We start from the raw sequence: 24,258 nt of genomic DNA, 5'->3' as shown, positions 1-24,258 counted from the left end.
CGAGGATCAGGGAAAACCATAATCATCATCGGGCGCTTTTCGGGACACCGGGGACCGGGCCTTGCGGCGTCAGGCGGACAAAACCGGCTCAGAGCTGAATGGTTTTGCCGGGGGAATAGGGTGTGCGCGCTGGCGCGATCGGATTGCGCAGCGCGGCGCCGAATTCCGGCGCTTGAATCTCGAACTCGTCGCCCGGACGCGTCTGGATGCCGTCAGCGAATGACAGGGTGGCCGTTCCGAAGAAATGGATATGCACACTGCCTGGACGCAGGAATTGCATATATTTGAAATGGTGATATTCTAGGTTTTCCAGCGTATGGCTCATGTTCTTTTCGCCCGAAAGGAAAGGTTTTTCCCAAAGCGGCTTGCCATCGCGCAGGATGCGGCTCGTGCCCTGGATGTGGTCGGGCAATTTTCCGACCCGCAGTTCGGGCCCGAAGGAACAGAATCTCAGCTTGGAGTGGGCGAGATACAGATAATTTCTGCGTTCCATGACATGATCCGAGAATTCATTGCCGATGGCAAACCCCAGGCGATAGGGGTGACGGTCATCGCCGATCAGGTAAAGTCCGACGATCTCCGGCTCTTCTCCGGCATCTTCCGCGAATTCGGGATATGGGATCGGATGTCCGGGCGCCACCACAATATCGCCGTCCCCTTTGTAGAACCATTCCGGCTGCACACCGGGCGCGCCGCGCTCGGGTTGGCCGCCCTTCAGGCCCCAGCGGAACATGCGCATCGAGTCGGTCATGCTTTCCACGGTGGATTGGTCCGCGTGCATCTTGTCGCGTGTCGCGGCGCTGCCCAGATGGGTCAGCCCCGTGCCGGTCACGAGGCAGTTCGCGGGGGTTTCGTGGTCCAGAGGTACCAGCACCCGGCGGTCCGCCAGCAGGGTGGCGCAGGACTCACGCGCGGGCGTCAGATCATGACGGGCCACTTCTTCCGCCAGGCTGCGCCCGGCGCGGATGGCGGCCATGGCCAGGTCGTAGGTGGACGAGACCCCCTGGATGATGTTGACTTGCTGGTCATCCGTGCCCAGCATGCCGACCTGGCGCTGGCCTGTCGTGTCGGTGAATTGAATAAGGCGCATTTTTCCCCCGGGATTAAATCTCGAGAGAGATTGTAGGGATGTCGCGATATTATCGTGAGTGAATAATTTGCATGTGGTGATGAATATCATGAATCCTGCGGATCAAACAGTGAAGATGGTGATTGGTAAATTGCGGATCAAACAGCTGCAGTTATTGATCGCGCTCAGCGAGCATAAATCGCTGCACAAGGCGGCGACGGTCATGTTTCTCACGCAGTCGGCCGCCAGCAAGGCATTGCAGGAAATCGAGGGAATGCTGGAAGTGACTCTGTTCGACCGCACCAAGGTCGGATTGGTGCCCAATGCCATGGGGCATTGCGCCATTCGCTACGCCAAACTCATTACCACCGAACTGGGTAATTTCTGTCGCGAGGTGTCCGATATTCAATCAGGGGCGGGTGGGCGGCTGGCGGTTGGAACGATCATGGGGGCGATTCCCGAAATCCTGATCTCCGCCCTGAATTGGATTCGTACCGCGCACCCTCATCTGGCGGTGGAAGTCGTCGAGGGTACGAGCCGGCATCTGCTGGATTTGCTGGATGACGGGCAGCTCGATCTCGTGATTGGCCGTTCGGGTGTGAGCGCGGAACCGTATGAATACAATTATTTTCCAATCGGCGAGGAACCCATATCGGTCGTCGCAGGCCGGAATTATCCTGGCGCAGCGGAAGGCATGGCGTTCGAGTCGCTGGCGGATCATCGCTGGATCGTCTACCCAAAGAAAATGCCGTTGCGCGTCCTGCTGGAAAAGGAAATGGATCTGGCGGGCCTGCCGTCGCCGGTCAATGTCATCGAGACGGGTTCGACTTTCGCGACCATTGCGATTCTGCACAAAAGCATCGATGTTGTGGCGCTTCTACCAACCGACGTGGCACGGATGTTCGCCCAGGCGGGGCTGATCCGGATCCTGCCGGTCGCGCTGAAAATTCCGGCCAATACGTTTGGGATCGTCACGCGCAAGGGGGGTATGCCGACGGCCGTCGCCGAGCTTTTCATCCGGGCCGTGCGCGAGCAATCGCTGGCCCATTGATTTTTAGGCTTTGGCGACGGCTGACGCGTGATGTGGGTCGTGGGCCAACTGCGGATTGGCGAATCAGGACATGCCCGATGCGGTGCTTCCTGAGCCGCTGATTCAGGCGCCTTCCAGCGCCTGCACGCATTCCCCGATCAGTGCCGGCCCGTGATAGATCAGCCCGGTGTACAGCTGCACCGCGTCGGCACCGGCCTGGATCTTTTCCAGGGCCTGGCGACCGGAGTCGATGCCGCCCACGCCGATGATGGCGGTGTCGCGCCCCAGGCGTTCGCGCAGCCGGCGGATCACGGATAGCGACAATTCGTGCACCGGTGGGCCCGACAGACCGCCAGCCTCGTCCTCGTAGGGCAGGCCATGGACGGCATCGCGTGACAGTGTGGTGTTGGTGGCGATGATGCCATCGATGCCATGGTGCGGGATCAGGTCGGCCACCGCGTCGATTTCCTCGGGCTGGAGATCCGGCGCGATCTTGACCACCAGGGGAGTGCGGTGACCATGCTGGTCGGCCAGATCCTGGCGGCGCGCCTGCAGCGCCGACAGCAGCGCATCCAGGGCGTCGGAGCTTTGCAGACTGCGCAGGTTATGGGTGTTCGGCGAGGAGATGTTCACCGTGATGTAGTCGGCGTGGGGATAGACGCCTTCCAGGCCGCGCAGATAGTCGTCCACGGCGTGCTCGATCGGTGTGGCGGCGTTCTTGCCGATGTTCAATCCCAGGATCCCGCCCTGGCGGCGCCATTGGCTGCGCTGGACGTTGGCGATGAAGGTGTCCAGGCCGTCGTTGTTGAAGCCCATGCGGTTGATCAGGCTGCGGGCGCGCGGCAGGCGAAACATGCGGGGTTTCGGATTGCCGGGCTGCGCGCGCGGGGTGACCGTGCCGACCTCGATGAAGCCGAACCCCAGGGTGGCCAGGGCATCGATGTAGGCGCCGTTCTTGTCGAGCCCCGCCGCCAGGCCCACCGGGTTGCGCAGGGGCAGGCCCATGATCGTGCGCGGCAGCGTGGGTTGGGGGGATGATGTCAGCATCCGGGTGACCGCGCAGTCGTAGCTGCGTTGCAGGGCGCGCAGCGTCCATTCGTGCGCCTGCTCGGGGTCCATGGAAAACAGGGCTTGACGGGCCAGAGGGTAGGTGCGAAACAGAAGGGACATGAAGGCGTAGGGGGCGTAGGCCGCGGGTCAGTTGCTGGCAGGTTCGATCCAGACCCCGCCGCGCAGAATCTGGTGCGGGCGAAACCGCGATTTATATGCCATTTTACGGCTTTCCTCGATCCAGTAGCCCAGATACAGCCAGGGCAGGCCCAGGCGCCGGCAGTAGTCCAGTTGCCACAGGATGCCGTACGTCCCCAGGCTGCCGTGCCAGTCGGGATCGTAGAAAGTGTAGACGGCGGAGATGCCATGGTCGATGCGGTCCATGATGGACACCATGCGCAGGGTACCGTCCGGGTCGTGGAATTCGGCCATTTCGGTGTGGACCCGGCTGGTCAGCAGAAACTGTGTATATTGCGCCTGATCGTCCTGATCCATCCCGGCGCCGGGATGGCGCTGGCGCTGGTAGCGCAGATAGAGTTCGAAATGCCGCGCGTCCCAGTGCAGGGGGGCGATTCCGGCGCTCAGGGTGGCCTGCATGCGGTGCCACAGTTTTTGCTGGGTGCGGTCGCGCTGGAATCTGCGCGTATCGACACGCAGCGGGATGCAAGCCTGGCAGCCGTCGCAGGCGGGACGGTAGGTGAACAGGCCGCTGCGGCGAAAACCCTGTTCGATCAGACGTGAATAGGCGGCGTCATCCACCAGATGGGCGGGTGCCGCGACCTCGGATCGTGCCATGCGGCCGGGCAGGTAGCTGCACGGATAGGCGGCCGTGGTATAGAACTGCAGTCGGCGGAAGATCGATTCGCTGGGTTTGCTCATGGCCGGAAGGCACCAAATCCTGTCGGTTCATTGTGACACCGGTGGCGGACGAAGACCAGCGTCCGGGAAGATGCGGATTCCATGCGAGGTATGATGTCATTCAAGTGACCTGAATATCGATATTCGGGCGATGATGAGACTGGAGAAAGACATGGAAGACGCAGGCCTCGAACTTGCTCAGCTGGTATCCCTGGGGGCCAGTTACGATGCGGCGTTGGCAGCCCGCTGGCGGGTGTTGCCGCTATATCGGGAAGATCAGCCCGAGGCCCGTCTGAAGTCGCTCGCGCCCGACGTCGGCCTGGTCGTCACTTCGGCGCGGGTGGGCCTGAATGCGGATACTTTACAGGTGCTGCCGCAGGTGCGGGCGATCTGCAGTTGGGGGGTGGGGTGCGATGCCTTGCCGCTGGCGGCGGCCCGGACACGCGGGATCGCGGTCAGCAACACGCCCGACGTGCTCAGCGAATGCGTGGCCGACATGGCCTGGGGGCTGTTGCTGGCCTGCGCCCGGCAGATCCCGGAAGGCGACCGCTACGTGCGTTCCGGCCGCTGGGTCGCGCAGGGCAAATTTCCGTTGTCCACTCAGGTCTGGGGCAAACGCCTGGGGGTTCTGGGCATGGGGCGTATCGGCGAAGCCGTCGCGCGGCGGGGCCAGGGGTTCGGCATGACGGTGCGGTATCACAATCGGCACGCGCGCACCGATATGCCGGCCTATGGTTATGAACCTTCCCTGGTCGAACTGGCCCGATGGGCGGACTTCCTGGTCGTGGCCTGCCCCGGCGGCGCGGCAACCCGGCATCTGGTCGATGCCCCGGTATTGCGGGCGTTGGGGCCGCAGGGCATGCTCATCAATATCGCGCGGGGTTCCGTGGTCGACGAGTCGGCTCTGATTCCGCTGTTGCAGTCCGGAGAACTGGGCGGCGCGGGGCTGGATGTGTTCGAACACGAACCGGGCGCGCCGGAGGCGTTGATGGCCATCGATCGCACGGTGCTCATGCCGCATGCGGCCAGTGGCACCCGTGAAACCGCCGGAAAAATGTCCCAGCTGGTGGTGGACAACCTGATCGCCTGGCAACAGACGGGGCGTCTGCTGACGCCGGTGGTTTCGTCGTAAGGGATCCTGTGCGGGTCCGATCGGACCTGGACGCCCGGGGGCGGATCAGAAATGCCTGAGCTGGCCGTCCGCCATCAGACGGCCGCATCCCCAGTGCGGGCCCCCGGCATTGCGCCCGGCCGCCAGCAACGCCATAAATTGCCCGCGCGGTATCGGGCGGGCACCCAGGCTGGCCAGATGCGGGGTTTCCTGCTGGCAGTCGATCCAGGGAACGCCCTGGGCCTGCAGGTAACGCACCAGATAGGCCAGGGCGATCTTGCTGGTGTCCGCCGCCAGGCTGAACATCGATTCGCCGAAAAAGCAGCGGCCCAGGCTGACGCCGTACAGACCACCCGCCAACCGGCCGTCGATCCAGGTTTCCACACTGTGTACATGACCCTGCGCATGCCAGTCCGTGTAGACCTGGATGATGTCGGGCGTGATCCACGTGCTGTCGCGCCCCTCGGCGGATTCCGGGGCGGCCCAGTGCTGTCCGGATCGTGCAGCACCCACGGAAATCCTGGGGGTGCCCCGGTCGGCGCAGTGGGCGATGACCTGAGGGAATGCCCTGTTCAAGGTGACACATAGCCCGCCGATGGCGACTGGTTCACGCCCGAACTGACGGATGCGTTTGGCCAGCGACCGGCTGATGCGCAGATCCTCGCAGCGCAGCACCATGCGGGGGTCCGGGCTCCACCACAGGACCGGGTCGCCGGGGCTGTACCAGGGGAACAGGCCTTTGGAATAGGCTTCGTGCAGCCGTGCGGGGGACAGGTCCATGCCGGCGGCGACCAGGCCGCCCGGCAGCGCCTGACCGGCGTCGGGCAGCGGCGTGTCGGTTTCGACCCAGACGATCGGCATGTTAGGGCCTGTTCACACTAATCGGGAAACCGCAGATCGATCGCGTAGTGGTGGGTGGGAAACACGCCCTGGCGGCGGTCTTGCAGGTAGTGTTCCAGGGTGGTGCTGACGGTGCGGAAGGCCAGTTCGCCCCAGGGGATCTCGTCCAGATCGAAAAATGCGGCTTCCAGGGTTTCCGGGCCCGGCGCCAGGTGCGGCCCCAGGGCCTCGGCCAGGTAGTACAGGTGGACCTGGTTGACAGAGGGCACGTCGATCACCGTCAGCAGCGACTGGATGCGGATTCGCGCCCCGGATTCTTCCTGGTTCTCGCGCGCCGCACCCTGTTCGGAGGTCTCGCCCAGTTCCATGAATCCGGCCGGCAGCGTCCATTTGCCGTGGCGTGGTTCGATCGCGCGCCGGCACAGCAGCACCTGGTCGCCCAGGATCGGCACCACGCCCACGACATTGCGGGGATTCTGGTAGTGCACCGCGCCGCAATGTGTGCACAAATCGCGGATGCGGGTATCGTCGGGCGGGATTTCCCGCGTGAGGGCATGGCCGCATTGTGAGCAGAACTGCTGGGTGCGCGGGGCTGGATGGTAGAAGGCAGGATCGGACGGGTTCATGTCTTGATTTTACTTTGAGTCGGGTAGAATCTGAGCGCATGAAACGATTGCCTCGCCTCGTCTTGCTTGGAACCGGTGGAACGATTGCGTCCACCGCGTCCGACGCCACAACCCTGTCCGATTATTCCGTGACCGAAAATGTGGACGCCCTGCTCGCGGGCATCCCCGGCATCGAGCAGGTCGCCCGCCTCGGTTACCAGCAGGTATTCAACGTGGACAGCCGGGAAATCACCAACGGGATGCTGGTTCGGCTGGCGACTCAGGTCCAGGACCTGCTGGACGACCCGAAAGTCGATGGGGTGGTGATCACGCACGGCACGGATACGCTGGAAGAATCCGCCTACTTCCTGAACCTGGTGCTGAAGAGCCGCAAGCCTGTGGTGTTCGTAGGGTCCATGCGCCCGGGATCGGCCATCAGTGCGGATGGCGCACTGAATCTCTATAACGCCATTCTGCTGGCCGCCAGCCGGGAGGCCAGAGGCCTGGGTGTCCTGGTCATGCTCAATGACCGCTTCTTCGCCGCGCGGTTCGTCACCAAGATGAATACGACTCGGGTCGAGGCTTTCGATGCGCCGGACCAGGGCAGTCTGGGGGCGATCTGCCAGGGTCGCGTGCACCTGTTTCAGGCGCCGGCCTGTGTCCATACCGAGAAGACAGATTTCAGCCTGGACGATCTGGGTGTCCTTCCTTCCGTGGATATCGTCTACGACCACCAGAGCGCGGGAATGCACCATTATCTGGCCTCGATCAAGGCCGGAGTGGGGGGGATCGTGGTGGCAGCGTGCGGCAATGGCAGCCTGTCGCCGAATGCCGAAGAAGGCTTGTCGCGTGCGGTGGGTAAAGGCATCGTCTGCGTGCGTAGCAGCCGGGTCCCCACCGGAATCGTGACGCGCAGCCAGCACGACGAGCCGCACGGTCTGATCGCCAGCAACTCACTCAATCCGCAAAAGGCCCGGATCCTGCTGATGCTGGCTCTGACCCAAACGACCGATCGCACCCGGATCCAGGACTATTTCGACCGCTATTGAGATCGCAGGATTTCCAGGAATAGCTCAGCGCTGGCCGGCAGTGGCCGGGAAGCTTCAGTAATCGCACAAATCCGGTTGCGGAATTCGGGGCTGCCATCCAGTTGCCTGAGGGGATGGCGTACGTTGATCAGGTCGGCGTAATGCTCCGTCAGCAGGCCAACGAAGTTGCCTGTAGCGATGAATGTTGCGATGGCTTCGAGCCCGCCGGCGTCTGGCCCACGTCTGAATTTTCCCGTAGCCATGATCTTGTCGACGAAGGGATGAGATCGGTAGACCAGGGGTAGTTTCCTTGCCGCTTCGGGTGTCACGTGCCGGGCGACGTAGAGTCTGTGATATTCCTCGAACAAGGGTTGGTAGTTGAAAGTCCGATCCTTCTGGTATTGCCCTCGTATTGCGATCTGCACACGCCGTTCGCGCAGCGCCTGATTCAACTGGGAGTGCGTCATGACGATGATTTCCGGATGCACCTTCGGCGCCCGCTGACTCAGCTCATTGAGTGCGGCAGGTAGGGTACAAGCCGGATCGATTAGGATGTGCTCGACCAGGCCGATCGTCAACGGCCCGCTCAGCACACCCCTGACCGCATCGATGTCAGGCTGGATCCGGTCCAGTGCCCGTAGGGCGCGTGTCGTCACATCGAGCGCAACGGCCCCTGCGGACGTCAGCTTGAAGCCACCTGGTCCGCGTTCGCACAATTTTACCCCGAGCCGATCTTCCACTTCCCGGATGTGTCGACTGACTGAAGCCTTCGATATATGCAGCGTGTCCCCGGCGGCAGTAAAGCCGCTGGCCTGAACTGCTGCGCAGAAAACACGCAGGGACTTGAGGTCGCGTTCGGTCAGGGGCCTATGATGGTCGCTTCCGGGAAAGGTCTTGTTTTCCAATACCATGTCCTGAAAAAATCGCTTTCTTGGAGACGATATGCACGATAGCCTATCCGCACCTTACATGACAACAAGGATGAGACAAATGAATGCCTTCGGCAAAAAGGCCCTGACCGGGCTTGCACTCGCGGCGAGCGTGTTTTCCTGTGGAGTCGCGTATGCGGCAGCAGGAGGAACGATTGCCGATATCAAGGCCCGCGGCCAGCTGACGGTTGGTACCGAGGCGGCTTATGAACCCTACGAGTTTGTCCAAAACGACAAGATCGTCGGTTACGGCAAGGATATCCTTGACTATATGGTGAAGAAGCTAGGTGTCAAGTTGAACCAGCTCAACCAGCCGTTTCAAGGCCTTTTACCCGGAGTCTTGGCCAGAAAATTCGACTTTGTGGCGACTAGCGTCGGCATCACGAAGGCACGTGCCGCAAAAGTGGCATTCACCGAGCCTGTCGGTGAGGTGCGCTCCGTACTGGTCGTCAAAAAAGACAATGGCGCCATCAAGAATGACAGCGATATCGTCGGCAAGATCGTCGGAACGCAAATGGGGTCCCTGGCCCAGCCTGCCATCGAGGACTACAACAAGGAGCTGAAGAAGGAAGGGAAAAAAGGTTACGCGGATCTGAAGCTTTTTCAGTCCTATCCAGACGTCTCCGTGGCCTTGCTGAACGGGACGATCGACGTGGGCGTCCTGCCCTCAAATGTGTTGACGCTTGAAATGAAGCAAAAGCCGGATGCCTACCGTATCGTGGGCGAGGTGGGTGAGCGCCGCTTGCTGGCCTGGGTGACCAACCCTAAGGATCCGGAGATTCGCGCGTTCATTAATGACACGCTGAACGAGATGCGAGCCAACGGCACTCTTGCCAAGCTGCAGGAGAAATGGTTTGGCCAGACTATGGATCTGCCGACCAAAGATTACCTGCCTGCAGGTGCTCTTTAGCCCTTTCTTCTGAAGGAGTCGTTCGATGATCGACCTTCTGACAGTCCATGGGGCGCTCGATCCGTTTTACACAGGGGTCCTGCGGGCATCCGGGGCGACGATTCTCGCGAGTGTCGTGGCGTTCTGCATCGGATTGCTCCTAGGCACCCTCTTGCTGCTTGCGCGGGTCAAGGCCGCGACCCCCGTCAGGATGCTGGCGCGGCTGTACGTCAGCGTCATGCGGGGCACTCCTTTGCTGATCCAGCTGCTGATTGCGTATTACGTGATTCCTTCGGTGCTGGGCCTGGAGCTCAGCCCGATTGAGGCCGGCATCTTGGCCATGTCATGCAACACGGCGGCTTACATCAGCGAGATCCTGCGTGGAGCTCTGACCACGATTCCACGTGGGCAAGGTGCCGCCGCCAGCGCCCTGGGGATGAAGCAAGGGGTGACCTGGCTGTACATCCTGTTGCCCCAGGTTTTCCACCGGTCGCTTCCACCGCTGACCAACGAGTTCACGATCCTGCTGAAAGCATCGTCTTTGCTGTCGATCATTTCAGTGGCTGAGTTGTCCGCGTTGGCACGGGATGCGAACTTGCAAAGCAACCTTCCTTTGCAGGTATTCATTGCGACAGCTGCCGTGTATTTCATCATTCTCTTTTGTGCATCTTCCATTTCGCGTCTGGTGGAGCGACGGATTGCAAGGGTGTTGCCAAATGCTCGTTGATCTCGATGCCATTCGCGAATCGCTGCCGATTCTGCTCAGCGGCTTGAAAATCACGGCCCTGGTCAGCGTGATCGGGATACCCACGGGGATTTTCATCGGCGCGCTGCTGGCCTATGCGGCTGAAAGCCGGGTTTCGTTTCTCAGGCTTTTTTCCAAGTCGTATGTGGAGGTCGTCAGGAACATCCCATTTCTGATTATCGTGTACCTGTCCTATTTCGGCTTGCCAAAGATCGGCGTCGTGATGTCGGATCTTCACGTTGGGCTGATCACGGTAGCGTTTTATACCGGGGGGTACTTTTGTGAAGTGATGCGGGCCGCCCTGCACAGCGTTCCGAAGGGACAGACGCAAGCTTCCGTCTCGCTTGGGATGCGTCCGCTGGCGGTGCAGTGGCACATCGTCATTCCGCAATTGCTGTCATTTTTATTGCCGCCCACCACCAGCCTGGTGATCATGATGTTCAAGGAAACATCCATTCTCTCGGTGGTGGCGCTGAAAGAATTGACCTACCAGAGCAATCTCCTGTCATCCACCACTTTTGCTTATGTCGAGGTGTTCGGCATGGCTGCGCTCCTGTATTGGCTCTGCAGTCTCGTGCTCGACGTCACCGGTAATCATCTTGAGCGCCATGTCGAGAAATGGAGCATGAAATGAATACCCAATCAACTGAACTTGACCATTGAACGGATTAATCCCGAGGAACCACCATGGAACAACTGACCGTACCCCCTCGTGCCGCGCACAAGACGCTCCTGTATTCCGAGCCTGCTCGCGACCTGGAAAACCTTGAGGCCGACATTGCCATACTGGGTATGCCATTTGGCGCAGCTTACAGCCCCCGATCATTCACTAATGATCAAAGCCATACGCCGCAGACGATGCGTGACATCAGTGACCGCATCGTTCGTGAACCCGATCATTACGATTTTGATATTGACGGACCCTTGCTTCAGGGACGCGAAGACATTCGGTTCGTCGACTGCGGAGACGTGCTGCCCGACCTTGGCAAGCCAGGCGACCATTATCGCAAGGCGGAGTTGGCGGTGCGTCAGATTCTAAAAGCCGGGGCGCTGCCAATCGTCCTGGGAGGGGACCACGGAATCACGACGCCGATCCTGCGGGCATTCGACAGCCTGGCGCCCATTACGCTGGTGCATGTCGATGCGCATCTGGATTGGCGTGATGAGGTCGACGGGATCAAGGAAGGTCTGTCGAGCCCGATTCGCCGGGCCTCCGAGATGGCGCATGTGAAGGACATCGTGCAGATTGGCCTGAGAGCACAGGGCAGCGCACGGACCGAAGAGTACGAGGCGGCCAAAGCCTATGGGGCGCAGATCGTGAGTGCCTACGAACTGCACGAGGTCGGCATGAAGGCCATTCTGGATCGTATCCCGGATGGTGGTAACTACTACCTGAGTATCGACGCGGACGGTATCGACCCGAGCATCATGCCCGCGGTCGCGGGGCCCGCACCCGGCGGTGTGACCTATGTTCAGGCGCGTCAGCTCATTCATGGCCTTGTGAAGAAAGGTCGTGTGGTTGGGATGGACATCGTCGAAATCCAGCCGGGAAAGGACTTGGCCTGCCAGCTGACGTGCGTTACTGCGGGCAGGTTCATCGTCAACCTGATCGGCTCGACGATTCGAGCCGGGTATTTTGATCATAAATAACATGAGCAAGGCTTTCGGCTGACGAAAGACCTTTGGCCAGAAGCAATTTTCCATCTGCTTTTCAGGAAGATGGGTATGGAGACATCAATGATCGAGATTGCCGGAATCAACAAGTGGTATGGTGATTACCATGCCCTCAAGAACTGTTCTGCGAAAATCAACAAGGGTGACATTGTCGTGGTGTGCGGGCCTTCCGGATCCGGGAAGTCAACCTTCATCAAGACAGTCAACGGTCTGGAAACGATCCAGGAAGGTGATATACGTGTCGAAGGGGTATCGATCAAGAATCCCAGGACGGATCTGGCGAAGCTGCGCTCCCGCGTGGGCATGGTGTTTCAACATTTCGAGCTTTTCCCGCACCTGAGCATCATCAGGAATCTGACGATTGCTCAAACCAAGGTATTGAGGCGATCGAAGCGGGAAGCAGAAGACAAAGGTTATGCGTTGCTCAAGCGTGTGGGCCTGTCGGATCACGCCGACAAATACCCGTCGGAATTGTCCGGCGGGCAAAAGCAGCGGGTAGCGATTGCGCGGTCCTTGTGCATGGACCCGCACATCATGTTGTTTGATGAACCGACATCGGCTCTCGATCCGGAAATGATCAGCGAGGTGCTGGAAGTCATGACGGAGCTGGCGCAAGAGGGTATGACGATGATGGTCGTCACCCACGAAATGGGGTTTGCGAGGAAGGTATCCGATCGTGTGATCTTCATGGAAAGCGGTGAAATCATCGACGACACACCATCCACAGATTTTTTTTCGGGAAACTCCTCCGAACGCGCGAAATGCTTCCTGTCCAAGATCCTCAATCATTGAGACCAGCGATGGCCTCAGAACCAGTATCCACCAGGAACGTCATGCAGAATCCTTCCGCGGAGGATCGTCTCGAGGATAGTTCGATGGGGGTGGTCGCCATTCCGGCGGGCGCATACTATGGGGCCGAGACGACCCGAGCAGTCTTGAATTTCCAGATATCCGATGTCCAGATCAATCAGTTTCCAGCCTTCCTTCAGGCCCTGGCCTATGTGAAACTGGCAGCCGCTCGTGCGAATGCCCGTCTGGGCATTCTGGATCAGAACAAGGCTGCGGCCATCGACAAGGTGTGCTGGGAGATCCTGTCGGGCCAGCATCTGAGCGAATTTCCGATCGATGTCTATCAGGGCGGCGCGGGCACTTCGGCCAATATGAACATCAATGAGGTGATTGCGAACCGCGGTCTGGAGATCATGGGGCTACCCCGTGGACAGTATGACCGGCTTCATCCGAACAACGATGTCAACCTGTCGCAGTCGACCAATGATGTGTATCCGACCGCGATACGCCTGGCAATTTTGTTGACTGTACCGCAACTCACGCGCGCGATGGCGGAACTCGCCGATGCGTTTGAAGAAAGGTCGGAGCGGTTTGCCGACGTGATCAAGCTGGGTCGAACGCAGCTGCAGGATGCTGTGCCGATGACACTGGGCCAGGAATTCATGGCTTTTTCGGTGGCTATCCGGGAAAGCGTCTTGTCTCTAGGCGATGTCGCGTCCGCCTGTTTCAAGGTCTGCTTGGGCGGCACCGCGATCGGGACGGGTATCAATGCCACAAGAGACTATCAAGAGGCGGTTATTGAAGAACTGCGCAAGGTGACCGGGATATCTTTCGTACCGGCCGATAATCTTGTTGAGGCATGCTGGGATACGGACGCATTCGTCACGGTATCCGGCGCGTTGAAGCGGTTTGCCGTGAGGCTATCCAAGATCTGCAATGACTTGCGGCTGCTGTCCAGCGGTCCGAGGGGCGGATTAGGTGAGATTGATCTGCCGCCGATGCAGGCCGGCTCGTCGATCATGCCGGGTAAGGTCAATCCTGTGATCCCCGAGGTGGTGAATCAGGTGGCATTCCAGGTGATCGGCAATGATCTTACCGTGACCCTTGCGGCGGAGAGTGGGCAGTTGCAGCTCAATGCAATGGAACCTGTCATCGTGTTCAATATTCTCCAGTCGATGCGATTACTCACGAGTGCGATTTCCACGCTCAGCTCCAAGTGCGTTTCCGGCATCTCCGCCAATATTCAGGTCTGCAAGGGGCATTTGGAATCTAGCATGGCGGGGGCAACGGCGTTGACCCCGGTCATCGGGTATGGACGCGCTGCCGTACTCGCCAAGGAGGCGCTGGTTTCGGGTAAGACCTTGAAGGAGGTGCTCGCACAGCAGCCGGACTTGTCCCATGAGACGATCGAGCGGGCACTGGATCTGCGGACACTTACGTATTCGGTTCGATTTCAGTAGGGTACTGTTTGGGGCCGTTCACGGCCTGCGGATGAATCCGAGTGTGGCTTCAACCGCATCGGTGCCCAGCAGGCTGAAGGGGGCTCTGGTGGTGCCGCCGGTCAGATGCGTGATGGTGCCGGCTTTCGCCAGATCGGCCTGCTCGAGCCAGGCGCTCAGCGGTTGACCGTCCGGCGTGCGCAGCATGTCGACCATCTGGGCCAGATCCCGGTCCGTCACTAGGCCGGCGCCGCAAGCGGATTGGGTATACAGGCGGCCTTCCGCATCCAGCCACCAGTGCGTGACCGGACCGTAGGGTTGATCGGTGTGGGTCAGCAGGTGCGACCGCCCGTCGGTATCCGGTTCAGTACGCAGGATCCACGGGGCGCCATCCAGGCGCACGTAGACACGCTGCGGGCCGTTCTGGAAGAACCAGCGACCGTCGCCGTCGGGCAGATAATTGCGGCCGATGAAAGCCAGAATTTGTGGGTTGGTGATGGCTTCGCCGGGCTCCTCGGGGGCGGCCCCCCAGCCTTGCCCGTGGGGATGCAGGCGCCATTGCCCGCGCGCCGACAGCGACAGCCAGCCATGCACCGCCGGCACGTTGGGCCAGCGGGCCATGGCCGCCAGAACCTGATCGTCCATTACTTCCAGTAGCTGTTGGCGGCAGCGATGGTCTGGAAATTGGTCGCGACCACCTGGGACGAGGCGATCAGCGCGTTGGCATCCTCGCCGTAGATGGGCCGCAGCTTGTCGCGAACCTCGGCGGAGGGTTGCGTGTATTTGACGCCCATGCGGGCCAGCTTGATGGCCAGCTCGAAGCCTTCCTGAGGCGTCGCGGTGATGAGTGTGGTGAGCCAGGTGTCTGCCATGGGATGTCCTCCGGTCAAGGGGTTGTTCCGCAAGGATGGCATGAAAACGGTCGGGCCGCATCCCCAGCAGTAGAATCGACTCGTGAAACCGATCGAGGAGTTGCCGTGAATGTGCCGTTGACCGATGAAACCCCGTCCGTCAGTCCTGATCCCCATGCCTTGTGGGGTTTCGTCGAGGATCAGTGGGACCGGGAAATCATCCCCGCCCTGGAACGATACATCGCGATCCCGGCTAAAAGTCCGGCGTTCGATTCCGACTGGGTGCAACACGGCCATATCGATCAGGTGGTGCGCGATGCGGCGCAGTGGCTGGAATCCCGCCCGGTGGCTGGACTGAAGGTCGAGATCCTGCGCCTGCCGGGCCGCACACCGGTGCTGTTTTTCGAGGCGCCGGCCACCCGGGCCGATGGCGGCGATGCCGTGCTGATGTACGGCCATCTGGACAAGCAGCCCGAGTTTTCCGGCTGGCGCGCGGGCCTTGGTCCCTGGCAACCGGTGATCCAGGATGGCAAGCTCTATGGCCGAGGGGGCGCCGATGACGGCTATGCCGTGTATGCGTCCCTGACGGCCATCGAGGCGCTGGACCGCCAGGGCGTGCCGCGCCCGCGCTGCGTGGGGCTGATCGAGACCTGCGAAGAATCCGGCAGCTATGACCTGCTGCCCTATGTCGATGCCTTGCGGGATCGCCTGGGGCGCGTGGCGCTGGTGGTGTGTCTGGATTCGGGGGCGGGCAATTACGATCAGCTCTGGATGACGAATTCGCTGCGCGGGCTGGTCACGGGCACGTTGGAAGTCCAGGTTCTGGACGAGGGCGTGCATTCCGGGGACTCCAGCGGCGTGGTGCCGTCCAGTTTCCGGATTCTGCGTCATCTGCTGGACCGTCTGGAGGACAGCGGCTCGGGGCGCGTGCTGCCGGACATCTTTCATTGCGACGTGCCGGCGGAGCGCCTCGAGCAGGTACGCGAAGCAGCACACGCCCTGGGCGACGAAGTCTGGAAGCGTTTTCCCTGGGCCTGCGGTCAGGATGGCGGCTTCGTCCTGCCGATGGTGCGCGATCCTCAGCAGGTCTTGCTGAACCGTACCTGGCGGCCGGCCTTGTCAGTCACCGGGGCCGAGGGGTTGCCGCCCCTGGCCAGCGCCGGCAACGTCCTGCGGCCACGCACAGCCTTCAAGCTGTCTCTGCGGCTTCCGCCTCTGGTGGACGGCGCGACGGCGGCTCAGGCGCTGAAATCGCTGCTGGAACAGGACGCTCCTTATCAGGCCCGCGTGCTGTTCCAGCCGGATCCCGGGGTAGCCAGCGGCTGGAACGCGCCCCGATCCGCTCCTTGGCTGCTGGCAGCCCTGGACGCCGCATCGCGGCAGTATTTCGGCGCAGCCTGCGGCTATATCGGGCAAGGGGGCACCATCCCGCTGATGAATCTGCTGCTGCAGGGGTTTCCCGATGCGCAGTTCATGGTGTGCGGGGTGCTGGGGCCCCAATCCAATGCCCATGGTCCCAACGAATTCCTGCACATTGCTTACGCCAAGCGATTGACGGCGTCGGTGGCGCAGACGCTGGCGGCGATGCCGGCCTGACATTGGCCGGCGTGGTTATCCGGCCTTGCGAAACGTGACGTTGATGCGCCGGCTGCCCAGCCGTTCATGCGGCGGGCCTGCCAGCGGCAGGATGCCGTGGTATCGCAAGCGGTCTTTGCCGCCCCAGACGGCGACGTCCCCATGATGCAGCGGCACCCGGAAGGCCTTGTCCGTGCGCGCCAGTCCGCCAAAGAGAAACACGGCGCTCATGCCCAGCGAGACGGAAACGACCGGCGCACTGAAGTCGCGTTCGTTCTTGTCCTGGTGCAGCGACAGCCGTGAGCCGGTTAGATAGCGGTTGATCAGGCAGGCATCCGGTTCGAAACCTGAGAACCCGGCGGCTGCGGCTGCCTCGCGCGCCAGTTGGCTGAACACGGCAGGCATGGCTGGCCAGGGCTGGCCGTGTCCGGGGTCGACCCGGCTGTAGCGGTAGCCGTGCCGGTCGCTCGTCCAGCCGAGCGTGCCACAATTGGTCAGGGCCACCGACATGGTCAGGCCCCCTGGCGTGAGCATATGGCGAAAAGGGGAACGCGTATCGATGTCGTCGATGGCACACAGCAGCGCATCCACGCAGGGCAGTGCAAAACCGCGCAGTACGAGGGCATTCGTGCCCATGCGCTGGCGTTCGCCAGGCATCGCATCGTCAAACAGATCGAGCGTGGTCATCGGGGCCTCTGAGGCCCTTTTCCAATCTGGAGGCGCAAGCCGGAATCGAACCGACGTTGACGGATTTGCAGTCCGCTACATAACCACTCTGTCATTGCGCCTGTGATGTCAATGGCCGGAATCACCCGGCCAAGTCCAGCATTATACGATAAATTTTTTATCGCATTTCGAACGCTTCCCGATGCACTGGCACGTCCTTCAGTCCCAGGGACTGCAGGCCCGATTCCAGCTGCCGGGCCAGGCCGGCCGGGCCGCAGAACCAGACGTCCATGGCTTCCCCGACCTGAACCCCGCTTTCCCGTCGCAGGATCTCGGCGTCCAGGCGTTGCCCGGCGCTGGCGTCGTGCACGTGCAGGGTGATGCCCGGCAGCGGGGCGCACAGGGTGCGCAGCCGGGCGATGAAGGGGTCACGGGCGGCACCCGGATCGCCTGCCAGACCCCGATAGCCGACAGCACCAGGGCCAGGCCGCCGGGGTCAGTGCGACGCTGTGGAACACCAGGGCCAGATACAGGACAGGCATGACGCGGTGCAGGATCCGCCAGGATTTATAGGGGAAGGCCTTCCACAGGGTGATGAGCAGAGTGGCGATGAGCGCGTAGATCGCCCACTCGCCGACGTCTTCGGCCAGTCCGCGGCTGGATTGCAGGATGTCCAGCACGGCCACACGGGGAGGCTTGTTGACGGCGCGGCCGATCAGGCTGCGCAGGGTGTCGCCGCCGAGTTCCAGCAGCCAGTGCGTGATTCCCGCGCTGACCGCCAGGATGCCGGCCCACTTGTGCAGGTGGTAGATGCGGTCCATGCCGCCCAGGACGGGTTCCAGCCAGACCGGGCGGGTGGCCAGGATCATGGTCAGGGACATCAGGCCCATGGCCCAGACGCCGGTCAGGTAGATGCCCTGTTTGCGGGCGACCCAGATGGCATCGCCGGGCATGGGATTCAGGACGAAGACGTCCCAGGCCCAGGCCAGGGTCAGGATGCCCAGGAAGGTGATCAGGATATGGCGGATCTTCATTGTGCTTCTCCCTGCCGGGTCGATCTCGATCGGCGATGGAGGGCAGTATGTTCCGGGCTGCGTGAACCGTTTGTGAAGTGGGTGTTCATCCGGGGTTCATGCGGGCGGTCCGCCGGAGACCCAGCGGGTGGGACACGGTGCGGGCGCCTGTGTTCGATGGCTTGGTAACATGGTCGGGTATCGATTCGGGCTTCATTATGGGAACCGTGCTTCCGTTCGTGACTGGTGTCATCTGGCTGTATGTGCTGTGGCGTTTTGTCTGGCCTCTGCCCTGGGGGGTCGGAACCCGGCTCGCGCTGGCCGTGGTCCTGCTGCTGATAAGCCAGTACCACCAGTTCACCAGCCGTTTCTTTGGGTCGCTGGCCTCGCCGGAATTGCCTCAGGCCGTCCTGATCGTTCTGGCCTGGGCCTTTGGTGTCGTCCTGCTGCTGGCTTTGCTGCTGCTGGTGCGCGACGTGATCGGTGTACTGGTCTGGCTGCCGCTGCGAAGCGCCGGCCGGGCGATCCTGCAGGGTCAGGTCTTGCTGCTGTCGATCGGCGGCCTGGCCCTGGTGCTGTCGGCTATCGGGGTCTGGCAGGCGATCCGGGTGCCGCCCGTGAAGACGGTGATGGTCACGATCCCGGGGCTGCCTGCCGCCTTCGACGGGTATCGCATCGCGCAACTGACGGACACGCATGTCAGCAGGCTGCTCCCGGGGTCCTGGCTGGCGGCCGTGGTCGCACGAACCAATCAGCTGGATCCGGATCTGATCGTGCTCACAGGGGATCTTGCCGACGGCACGACCCAGGCGCGGGCGGACGACGTCCGGCCGCTGAAGGATCTGCGCGCGCGCGACGGCGTGCTGGCGATCCCGGGCAATCACGAGTACTACGCGGATTACGCGAGCTGGATGAAGGCATATCGGGCGCTGGGTCTGACCATGCTGGAAAACGCCCATGTCCTGATCCATCGGGACGGATCGCCACTGGCCGTGGCCGGACTGACCGATCGGCAAGCGGTGTCGTTCGGCCAGCCGGCGCCGGATCGGGAGCTGGCTTTGCAGGGCGTGCCGTCGGGCGTGCCCGTCATCTTGCTGGATCATCGTCCCGGCAACGCCGTGGCCAATGCACGGTCGGGTGTGGCATTGCAGTTGTCCGGCCATACCCATGGCGGACAGATCCTGGGACCGCATCTGCTGACTCGATGGGCCAATGGCGGTTTCGTGTCCGGGCTGTATCAGGTGGGGGCCATGACCCTGTACGTCAGTCATTGCGCCGGCCTGTGGAACGGGCTGGCAATTCGTTTGGGCAAGCCCTCGGAGATCGCACAGATCGTGCTGCGCGCGCAGTAATCTCGGCGAGGCGTACGGGCTGGCGGCTCATGTCCCGTGCCTGAAATAAGTCCTGTCTGGGAAAAGCATTCAGGCGGATTATGATGGCGCCTCGATCATGAGGAGTGGTATCGATGGACCCCCTGATTTTGGTGGCCGGCGCGGGCGTGCTGGCTGGCGCGATGAATGCCCTGGCGGGCGGCGGCTCGTTCGTCAGCCTGCCGGCGCTGATTGCCGCCGGCGTCCCGCCGGTGCTCGCCAACACGTCCAGCACGGTGGCCCTGTATCCGGGCAGCATGGCCAGCGCCTGGGCGTATCGTGACAGCCTGGGCGGGGTCGGCGATGTTCCACTGAAAAAGCTCTTTCTGGTTACCCTGCTGGGCGGCAGCATCGGGGCGTTGTTGCTGTTGTTTACCTCGTCGCGCGCGTTCGATTTCGTCCTGCCCTGGCTGCTGCTGGTGGCCATGCTGGCCCTGGCGTTCGGCCGACAGGGCGGCGAATGGGTGCGGGCGCATTGCCGCGTCCGCCCGTTCGTGGTGATGATCCTGCAGTTCGGGCTGGGAATCTATGGCGGATATTTTGGCGGGGCAGTCGGCATCATGATGGTCGCCGTCTGGGGGCTGCTGGGGTCGCATGATCTCAAGCGCATGGCCGGTCCGCGTGTCATGATGGTGACGGTGGCCAACACCATGGCGGTCGTCATCTTCATCGTCGCTGGCGCCGTGCAGTGGCGCGCGGCGGTTGTCATGCTGCTGACGGCCAGCCTGGGCGGCTATCTGGGGGCCTTGCTGGGCAAGCGGATCCCGGCGCCGATCATCCGTTTCGGCACGCTGACACTGACGCTTTTCATCACGATCACGTTTTTTGTGCGGGCCTACGGCTGAAATCTCCTGGAGGGTGCAAGGATGGCTCCTGATGACATGCCCAAGTTCGCTTTTATGGACAGTCGGTCCGTGGCGTGGCGGGACTCGAAGTTCGCCCCCGGCGTCCTGGCATACGATCTGAATCGGCCGCGACTTTCATTTGACATGACGCTGATTCGTGCCTTATAGTTCGGCTCCTGCTTGATTCCGTATCGGCAGGGCGGACCAAATGGGACGCCTTGAAGGTCAGTTGAAATCCTTGTCGATTTGACGGACAAAAAAATACGGCATACAATGCATGGCTTAGCTAGTTTGCTAGCTAACGCGGGAATAGCTCAGTTGGTAGAGCGCAACCTTGCCAAGGTTGAGGTCGCGAGTTCGAGACTCGTTTCCCGCTCCAAGATTTTCGTCCATGGACATCCACCAACGTCCATAGATGATTGAAAAAAGGCCGGAAACTTTGTTTTTCGGCCTTTTTTTCGTCCAGAGTCGTCTACTGGCGTCCGCCTACAGCCACGCGATTTAAGGCCATTTTTGAGTCCATTTTTGAGCCGAACTCGCGGACTGATGGACTGGCTTTCAAGCAGTCGATCCGCATAGATGTTTCAATCCAGGCCTTTTGTTCTGGATGGATGCATGGGACTTACGGATTTCGCGGTACGGCAGGCAAAAGCCACCGGCCGCCCTTACACGCTTGGCGATTCGGACGGCTTGTCTTTGGCGATCTCGGCGCAGGGCCGCAAGTCGTGGCACTTTCGCTACTATTGGCAGGCCACGCAGAAATGCATGTCACTGGGTAGGCAATAGTTGAACCAAGCACCTTCTTGCGCCTTGCAGATGTATTCAACTTTAATTATATTGAATACATCCATCAGCAGGAACAAGCCATGTCTAGAGCAACCACCACGACCATGACGGTCCGTCTCAGCAGCACCCTCAGCGACTTCGTTGCCGCCAACGTGGGAGAGCACGGTGCCTACGAAAACGTCAGCGAGTACATACGCGACCTGATCCGCCGGGACAAGGAGCGTATCGAGCGGGAAGCATTCGACCGGTTGAAGACGGAACTGACCCATGCTTACGCAGCCCCGGAGTCTTCGTACCTGCCATTAACAGCGGCCGACGTGATTGCACGCAACCGGACTTGATCGCGTGGCGAAGATACAAATCCGAGTTCAGGAGGCAGCCTCTTTCCGGCTCGACGAGATCTATCGGTACACACGGGACCATTGGGGAACGCAACAGGCCGACCGCTATATCACCGGCTTGTTCGAGGCTTTCGACGGGATCGAGAGTCGCCGGACGCCATCACGCCCCATCCCCGCCGAGTTCGGTATTGACGGCTATTTCTTTCGCTACGAACAACACTTTGTCTACTGGCGCCGGCTATCGAGCAACGACATCGGTATCGTGACGATCTTGCACACGCGGATGCACCAGATTGACCGATTCAGAGACGATTTTGGCCTGTGACAATCGTTGTGCTCGGGAGGACTACCATGCCTTGCCCATCATCGATGGCTTCCTCAACACGGCCCAGGCCGGATGCTTACCTTCATCCTGCGGGGCTCGCGGGTCCGATTCCCCCAGCCGGATCGCACGATGCCAGCACGGCCTGCGCGAGTGCGTAGCCCTGCGCCTGGTTGCCGCGGATGGCTACGTCGGAAAAGTCGTAGTCGCGTGAGGGCAGCTCCTCGGGAGGCGGCTTACGCGTAAAGCGGGTGATCCGCGTGCCAATGCCGTTGCCCATGAGCTGGATGTAGCGCGGCAGGCGCCTGATCTTGTCCTGCAGGGCGGGCTCGATCTCCTGCATCAGGTGGGCGATCAGGCCGCGGTAGGCGTCGGCCTGCTCGCGCAGGTGCAGGTCGCTGCGCACACGCTGGGCATAGACGATCTCGTCACGTCGCGCCATGACTTCGGTGATGTTGCCCGGCAGCGCCTTCTGGTTGGAGAAGAGGTCCACCATAAAGACGCGCTTGCCGTCCGGCCCGCAGCGGTCGATCACCAAGTCCAGCGGTGCATTGCTGACGACGCCGCCATCCCAGTACGGTTTGCCATCCACCCAGGTCCAGGAGAAGCCGGGCGGCAGGCTGCCGCTGGCCAGGATGTGCTCGGGCGTGAAGTCGTCGACGTAGCTGTCGAAGGTCTCCAGTTCCGCGCTCAGCACGTTGACCGCGCTCACGAGCAGGCGCACCGGGCTGCTTTTGAGCGCCGGGAAGTCCACGTACTGCTCCAGCAGCCGGCGCATGGGCGAGGTGTCGTAGAGGCCGGTCCAGCTCCATGGCGGCTCCCACGGTGCGTCGAATGACGGGATCCAGCGCGGGCGGAAGAACTTCTCGACGCCAAAGCTCATGATCCGCGCGGCGGTGGCCGCGCGCCGTGCCGGCTCGTTCGGGCCGGGCAGGGTGGCGACCTCGATGTCTGCCCAGAACGATTCCAGTGCCTCCGTCGCGTGTCCGGGGTGGCTGGCGACGATCGCGCCGTTGAAGGCGCCGATCGAGATGCCGGCGACGATATCGGGGAAGATGCCGCGTTCCTCCAGTGCTTTGATCACGCCGCATTCGAAGGCCCCCAGCGCGCCGCCGCCCTGCAGAATCAGCACGTTCTGCATCGGCAGTGTGTTCAGAGCGAAGGTGGGGTCCTTCAGCCGGTGCTTGTCTTTGCGCAGGCTGGTGCGGTAGCGGATCAGGCTTTCGGCGGCACGCACCTCGTCGGCCGTGCGGCCGAGGGTGAAGACGGCGTGCAGTATGTCCTGGCTCAGGTAGAGCAGGGAGAAAGCGCGTTCCTGCAACGAGCCCTGGGCAATGCGCTCGTGGGTGCCCGTGGGATCGCCCAGGAAGTTGAACCCGAAGTCGCCGACCTCGCAGAAGAAGTAGGACACGGTGTCGTAGCGCCGCCGGCGCTCCAGCATGTTGCGTGCGGCGAGTTGGCCCTGCTTGATCGCGTTGTCCCAGTGCTCGACGTGCCGTCGGCGCGAGAACACCGGATCGAGGAAGCTCGCCACGTCACCTGCCGCAAAGACGTTCGGGGCGCTGGCCTGCAGCCGGTCGTCGACCTCGACGAAGCCGTCTTCGAGCTTGACCCCGCTCCCGTTCAGGAACTGTGTCGCGGGTGCGATGCCGATGCATACGACGACCAGGTCGCAGGAGATCTTTGCGCCGCTGGAGATTTCCACCTCTTTGACCTTGCCCCGGCCATGGAACGCGACGACCGACGCGTTGGGCACGATGGCGATGCCCTTGTCCTGTTCGACGTGGCGCTGAAGGAAGTCCGAGAGCATGGCCGATTCCAGGCGCCTGAGGATGCGGTCTCCGATTTCGATGACGGCGACGTCCAGCCCGAGCTGGCGCAGCGTGACGGCGACTTCCATGCCGAGGAAGCTGCCGCCGACGACCACGACCCGCCTGGCTTTGGCGGCCGCCTGCCGGATCACGTCGGCGTCGGCCTGGGTCCTCAGCACATGGATGCCGCCGAGCGATGCCCCCGGAACGTCCAATTGCCGGGCGCAGGCTCCGGTAGCGATCAGCAGCTTGCCGTAGTGGATCCGCGACCCCGCCGATGTCTCGACCCACTGTTCCGCGGTATCGACCGCGACGGCCCTGGTGTCCAGCGCCACGTCGATCCGCTGGTCCCGGTAGAACGATTCCGGGTGGACCAGGGTGCGTGCCTCATCCGCCGTGCCCAGCAGGCGAGCTTTCGACAGGAACGGCCGATGGTAGGGAAGATTCGGTTCGGCCGAGAGGATCAGGATCGAGCCTGTGGTGCCTTCCTGCCGCAAGGTTTGGGCAGCCTGGGCACTGGCCAGGCCGCCGCCGATCAGAAGGAAGTCGATGTGCTGGGTTGCCATGCAGTGTTCCTGGTCATGCCGCATCCGGGAAGGCGCCCCGGATGCCGGTCCGGTGC

Annotated in this window: 26 protein-coding genes, 2 tRNA genes and 1 pseudogene; 16 read left to right on the top strand and 13 right to left on the bottom strand. The window is 61.8% G+C overall.

Features of this window, described 5'->3' with window-relative positions; translation table 11 throughout:
- Positions 1-88: 88 nt before the first annotated feature.
- The gene (gene araD1 / locus ABCV34_RS07800; protein ID WP_345798628.1) at positions 89-1,090 is read right to left on the bottom strand and encodes an AraD1 family protein; all 1,002 of its coding nucleotides are present in this window, start codon (positions 1,088-1,090) and stop codon (positions 89-91) included.
- A gap of 73 nt (positions 1,091-1,163) precedes the next feature.
- Here araD1 and ABCV34_RS07795 point away from each other — a divergent pair, with 73 nt between their 5' ends.
- Complete coding sequence (locus ABCV34_RS07795; RefSeq protein ID WP_345798736.1) at positions 1,164-2,120, top strand: LysR family transcriptional regulator; 957 nt, start codon at positions 1,164-1,166, stop codon at positions 2,118-2,120.
- A gap of 102 nt (positions 2,121-2,222) precedes the next feature.
- Here the strand turns inward: ABCV34_RS07795 and ABCV34_RS07790 are convergent, their stop codons facing one another.
- Complete coding sequence (locus ABCV34_RS07790; RefSeq protein ID WP_345798627.1) at positions 2,223-3,269, bottom strand: quinone-dependent dihydroorotate dehydrogenase; 1,047 nt, start codon at positions 3,267-3,269, stop codon at positions 2,223-2,225.
- Positions 3,270-3,296: 27 nt separating this feature from the next.
- Positions 3,297-4,028, bottom strand: coding sequence for an arginyltransferase (locus tag ABCV34_RS07785; protein WP_345798626.1), 732 nt, complete (start codon positions 4,026-4,028; stop codon positions 3,297-3,299).
- Between the two features lie 151 nt (positions 4,029-4,179).
- Here ABCV34_RS07785 and ABCV34_RS07780 point away from each other — a divergent pair, with 151 nt between their 5' ends.
- On the top strand, positions 4,180-5,139 hold the full coding sequence (locus ABCV34_RS07780) for a 2-hydroxyacid dehydrogenase (protein ID WP_345798625.1): 960 nt from the start codon (positions 4,180-4,182) through the stop codon (positions 5,137-5,139).
- Positions 5,140-5,184: 45 nt separating this feature from the next.
- Here the strand turns inward: ABCV34_RS07780 and aat are convergent, their stop codons facing one another.
- Both aat and ABCV34_RS07770 read right to left on the bottom strand, forming a co-directional pair.
- On the bottom strand, positions 5,185-5,979 hold the full coding sequence (gene aat, locus ABCV34_RS07775) for a leucyl/phenylalanyl-tRNA--protein transferase (RefSeq protein WP_345798624.1): 795 nt from the start codon (positions 5,977-5,979) through the stop codon (positions 5,185-5,187).
- A gap of 17 nt (positions 5,980-5,996) precedes the next feature.
- Entirely contained in the window at positions 5,997-6,584 is a 588-nt protein-coding gene (locus ABCV34_RS07770; protein ID WP_345798623.1) for an NUDIX hydrolase, read from the bottom strand.
- Positions 6,585-6,622: 38 nt separating this feature from the next.
- On the opposite strand from ABCV34_RS07770, the gene ABCV34_RS07765 reads away from it, so the two are divergent.
- On the top strand, positions 6,623-7,612 hold the full coding sequence (locus ABCV34_RS07765) for an asparaginase (protein ID WP_345798622.1): 990 nt from the start codon (positions 6,623-6,625) through the stop codon (positions 7,610-7,612).
- On the opposite strand, the gene ABCV34_RS07760 is transcribed toward ABCV34_RS07765, so the two are convergent.
- Entirely contained in the window at positions 7,606-8,502 is an 897-nt protein-coding gene (locus tag ABCV34_RS07760; RefSeq protein ID WP_345798621.1) for a LysR family transcriptional regulator, read from the bottom strand. The two genes, ABCV34_RS07765 and ABCV34_RS07760, sit on opposite strands and share 7 nt — an antisense overlap.
- 70 nt (positions 8,503-8,572) lie before the next feature.
- On the opposite strand from ABCV34_RS07760, the gene ABCV34_RS07755 reads away from it, so the two are divergent.
- From ABCV34_RS07755 to ABCV34_RS07730, 6 genes are all read left to right on the top strand, one after another.
- Positions 8,573-9,430 (top strand): transporter substrate-binding domain-containing protein, encoded by an 858-nt coding sequence (locus ABCV34_RS07755; protein ID WP_345798735.1) that lies wholly within the window; start codon positions 8,573-8,575, stop codon positions 9,428-9,430.
- 25 nt (positions 9,431-9,455) lie between these two features.
- Positions 9,456-10,136, top strand: coding sequence for an amino acid ABC transporter permease (locus ABCV34_RS07750; RefSeq protein ID WP_345798620.1), 681 nt, complete (start codon positions 9,456-9,458; stop codon positions 10,134-10,136).
- On the top strand, positions 10,126-10,788 hold the full coding sequence (locus tag ABCV34_RS07745) for an amino acid ABC transporter permease (RefSeq protein WP_345798619.1): 663 nt from the start codon (positions 10,126-10,128) through the stop codon (positions 10,786-10,788). Before ABCV34_RS07750 ends, ABCV34_RS07745 begins: the two co-directional genes overlap by 11 nt.
- A 53-nt stretch (positions 10,789-10,841) precedes the next feature.
- Positions 10,842-11,804: an agmatinase gene (locus tag ABCV34_RS07740; protein WP_345798618.1), complete on the top strand. Its 963-nt coding sequence runs from the start codon at positions 10,842-10,844 to the stop codon at positions 11,802-11,804.
- A gap of 87 nt (positions 11,805-11,891) precedes the next feature.
- A complete protein-coding gene (locus tag ABCV34_RS07735; protein WP_345798617.1) occupies positions 11,892-12,620 on the top strand; it encodes an amino acid ABC transporter ATP-binding protein in 729 nt (242 codons plus the stop codon).
- A 41-nt stretch (positions 12,621-12,661) separates the two neighbouring features.
- The gene (locus tag ABCV34_RS07730; RefSeq protein WP_345798616.1) at positions 12,662-14,077 is read left to right on the top strand and encodes an aspartate ammonia-lyase; all 1,416 of its coding nucleotides are present in this window, start codon (positions 12,662-12,664) and stop codon (positions 14,075-14,077) included.
- Positions 14,078-14,095: 18 nt separating this feature from the next.
- On the opposite strand, the gene ABCV34_RS07725 is transcribed toward ABCV34_RS07730, so the two are convergent.
- Positions 14,096-14,701, bottom strand: coding sequence for a DUF2946 family protein (locus ABCV34_RS07725; protein ID WP_345798615.1), 606 nt, complete (start codon positions 14,699-14,701; stop codon positions 14,096-14,098).
- Complete coding sequence (locus ABCV34_RS07720) at positions 14,701-14,928, bottom strand: hexameric tyrosine-coordinated heme protein (RefSeq protein ID WP_345798614.1); 228 nt, start codon at positions 14,926-14,928, stop codon at positions 14,701-14,703. The genes ABCV34_RS07725 and ABCV34_RS07720 overlap by 1 nt, the downstream gene beginning before the upstream one ends.
- 111 nt (positions 14,929-15,039) lie before the next feature.
- Between ABCV34_RS07720 and ABCV34_RS07715 the strand changes: the two genes are divergently transcribed.
- Positions 15,040-16,503, top strand: coding sequence for a M20 family metallopeptidase (locus ABCV34_RS07715; RefSeq protein WP_345798734.1), 1,464 nt, complete (start codon positions 15,040-15,042; stop codon positions 16,501-16,503).
- A gap of 15 nt (positions 16,504-16,518) precedes the next feature.
- On the opposite strand, the gene alkB is transcribed toward ABCV34_RS07715, so the two are convergent.
- From alkB to ABCV34_RS07695, 4 genes are all read right to left on the bottom strand, one after another.
- Positions 16,519-17,169, bottom strand: a complete 651-nt coding sequence (gene alkB / locus ABCV34_RS07710; RefSeq protein WP_345798613.1) for a DNA oxidative demethylase AlkB — start codon at positions 17,167-17,169, stop codon at positions 16,519-16,521.
- Between the two features lie 27 nt (positions 17,170-17,196).
- Positions 17,197-17,270: transfer RNA gene (locus ABCV34_RS07705), tRNA-Cys, on the bottom strand.
- A gap of 56 nt (positions 17,271-17,326) precedes the next feature.
- Positions 17,327-17,518: a hypothetical protein gene (locus tag ABCV34_RS07700; RefSeq protein ID WP_345798612.1), complete on the bottom strand. Its 192-nt coding sequence runs from the start codon at positions 17,516-17,518 to the stop codon at positions 17,327-17,329.
- Positions 17,519-17,576: 58 nt separating this feature from the next.
- Positions 17,577-18,182, bottom strand: a complete 606-nt coding sequence (locus ABCV34_RS07695; RefSeq protein WP_345798611.1) for a ferric reductase-like transmembrane domain-containing protein — start codon at positions 18,180-18,182, stop codon at positions 17,577-17,579.
- 218 nt (positions 18,183-18,400) lie between these two features.
- On the opposite strand from ABCV34_RS07695, the gene ABCV34_RS07690 reads away from it, so the two are divergent.
- From ABCV34_RS07690 to ABCV34_RS07665, 6 genes and pseudogenes are all read left to right on the top strand, one after another.
- On the top strand, positions 18,401-19,513 hold the full coding sequence (locus ABCV34_RS07690; protein WP_345798610.1) for a metallophosphoesterase: 1,113 nt from the start codon (positions 18,401-18,403) through the stop codon (positions 19,511-19,513).
- Between the two features lie 113 nt (positions 19,514-19,626).
- Positions 19,627-20,376, top strand: coding sequence for a sulfite exporter TauE/SafE family protein (locus ABCV34_RS07685; RefSeq protein ID WP_345798609.1), 750 nt, complete (start codon positions 19,627-19,629; stop codon positions 20,374-20,376).
- 303 nt (positions 20,377-20,679) lie between these two features.
- Positions 20,680-20,755: transfer RNA gene (locus ABCV34_RS07680), tRNA-Gly, on the top strand.
- Between the two features lie 236 nt (positions 20,756-20,991).
- Positions 20,992-21,153 (top strand): annotated as a pseudogene (locus tag ABCV34_RS07675) (Arm DNA-binding domain-containing protein); the annotation flags it as partial.
- A gap of 89 nt (positions 21,154-21,242) precedes the next feature.
- A complete protein-coding gene (locus tag ABCV34_RS07670) occupies positions 21,243-21,503 on the top strand; it encodes an addiction module antitoxin (RefSeq protein WP_345798608.1) in 261 nt (86 codons plus the stop codon).
- Positions 21,504-21,507: 4 nt separating this feature from the next.
- On the top strand, positions 21,508-21,828 hold the full coding sequence (locus ABCV34_RS07665) for a type II toxin-antitoxin system RelE/ParE family toxin (protein ID WP_345798607.1): 321 nt from the start codon (positions 21,508-21,510) through the stop codon (positions 21,826-21,828).
- 82 nt (positions 21,829-21,910) lie between these two features.
- On the opposite strand, the gene ABCV34_RS07660 is transcribed toward ABCV34_RS07665, so the two are convergent.
- Positions 21,911-24,202: an FAD-dependent oxidoreductase gene (locus tag ABCV34_RS07660; protein ID WP_345798606.1), complete on the bottom strand. Its 2,292-nt coding sequence runs from the start codon at positions 24,200-24,202 to the stop codon at positions 21,911-21,913.
- Between the last annotated feature and the right edge of the window lie 56 nt (positions 24,203-24,258).

The sequence above is a fragment of the Castellaniella sp. MT123 genome (genome assembly GCF_039614765.1).
GTDB lineage: Bacteria > Pseudomonadota > Gammaproteobacteria > Burkholderiales > Burkholderiaceae_B > Castellaniella.
The sequence above is the reverse complement of the archived record's forward strand: the minus strand, read 5'-3'. Positions and strand labels throughout refer to the sequence as shown.

Bases quoted from the DNA above. Each gene is read 5' to 3' on its own strand.
- araD1 (WP_345798628.1), bottom strand. From the start codon at position 1,090: ATGCGCCTTATTCAATTCACCGACACGACAGGCCAGCGCCAGGTCGGC.
- ABCV34_RS07790 (WP_345798627.1), bottom strand. From the start codon at position 3,269: ATGTCCCTTCTGTTTCGCACCTACCCTCTGGCCCGTCAAGCCCTGTTT.
- ABCV34_RS07785 (WP_345798626.1), bottom strand. From the start codon at position 4,028: ATGAGCAAACCCAGCGAATCGATCTTCCGCCGACTGCAGTTCTATACC.
- ABCV34_RS07780 (WP_345798625.1), top strand. From the start codon at position 4,180: ATGGAAGACGCAGGCCTCGAACTTGCTCAGCTGGTATCCCTGGGGGCC.
- aat (WP_345798624.1), bottom strand. From the start codon at position 5,979: ATGCCGATCGTCTGGGTCGAAACCGACACGCCGCTGCCCGACGCCGGT.
- ABCV34_RS07770 (WP_345798623.1), bottom strand. From the start codon at position 6,584: ATGAACCCGTCCGATCCTGCCTTCTACCATCCAGCCCCGCGCACCCAG.
- ABCV34_RS07765 (WP_345798622.1), top strand. From the start codon at position 6,623: ATGAAACGATTGCCTCGCCTCGTCTTGCTTGGAACCGGTGGAACGATT.
- ABCV34_RS07760 (WP_345798621.1), bottom strand. From the start codon at position 8,502: ATGGTATTGGAAAACAAGACCTTTCCCGGAAGCGACCATCATAGGCCC.
- ABCV34_RS07755 (WP_345798735.1), top strand. From the start codon at position 8,573: ATGAGACAAATGAATGCCTTCGGCAAAAAGGCCCTGACCGGGCTTGCA.
- ABCV34_RS07750 (WP_345798620.1), top strand. From the start codon at position 9,456: ATGATCGACCTTCTGACAGTCCATGGGGCGCTCGATCCGTTTTACACA.
- ABCV34_RS07745 (WP_345798619.1), top strand. From the start codon at position 10,126: ATGCTCGTTGATCTCGATGCCATTCGCGAATCGCTGCCGATTCTGCTC.
- ABCV34_RS07740 (WP_345798618.1), top strand. From the start codon at position 10,842: ATGGAACAACTGACCGTACCCCCTCGTGCCGCGCACAAGACGCTCCTG.
- ABCV34_RS07735 (WP_345798617.1), top strand. From the start codon at position 11,892: ATGATCGAGATTGCCGGAATCAACAAGTGGTATGGTGATTACCATGCC.
- ABCV34_RS07730 (WP_345798616.1), top strand. From the start codon at position 12,662: ATGCAGAATCCTTCCGCGGAGGATCGTCTCGAGGATAGTTCGATGGGG.
- ABCV34_RS07725 (WP_345798615.1), bottom strand. From the start codon at position 14,701: ATGGACGATCAGGTTCTGGCGGCCATGGCCCGCTGGCCCAACGTGCCG.
- ABCV34_RS07720 (WP_345798614.1), bottom strand. From the start codon at position 14,928: ATGGCAGACACCTGGCTCACCACACTCATCACCGCGACGCCTCAGGAA.
- alkB (WP_345798613.1), bottom strand. From the start codon at position 17,169: ATGACCACGCTCGATCTGTTTGACGATGCGATGCCTGGCGAACGCCAG.
- ABCV34_RS07695 (WP_345798611.1), bottom strand. From the start codon at position 18,182: ATGAAGATCCGCCATATCCTGATCACCTTCCTGGGCATCCTGACCCTG.
- ABCV34_RS07685 (WP_345798609.1), top strand. From the start codon at position 19,627: ATGGACCCCCTGATTTTGGTGGCCGGCGCGGGCGTGCTGGCTGGCGCG.
- ABCV34_RS07670 (WP_345798608.1), top strand. From the start codon at position 21,243: ATGTCTAGAGCAACCACCACGACCATGACGGTCCGTCTCAGCAGCACC.
- ABCV34_RS07660 (WP_345798606.1), bottom strand. From the start codon at position 24,202: ATGGCAACCCAGCACATCGACTTCCTTCTGATCGGCGGCGGCCTGGCC.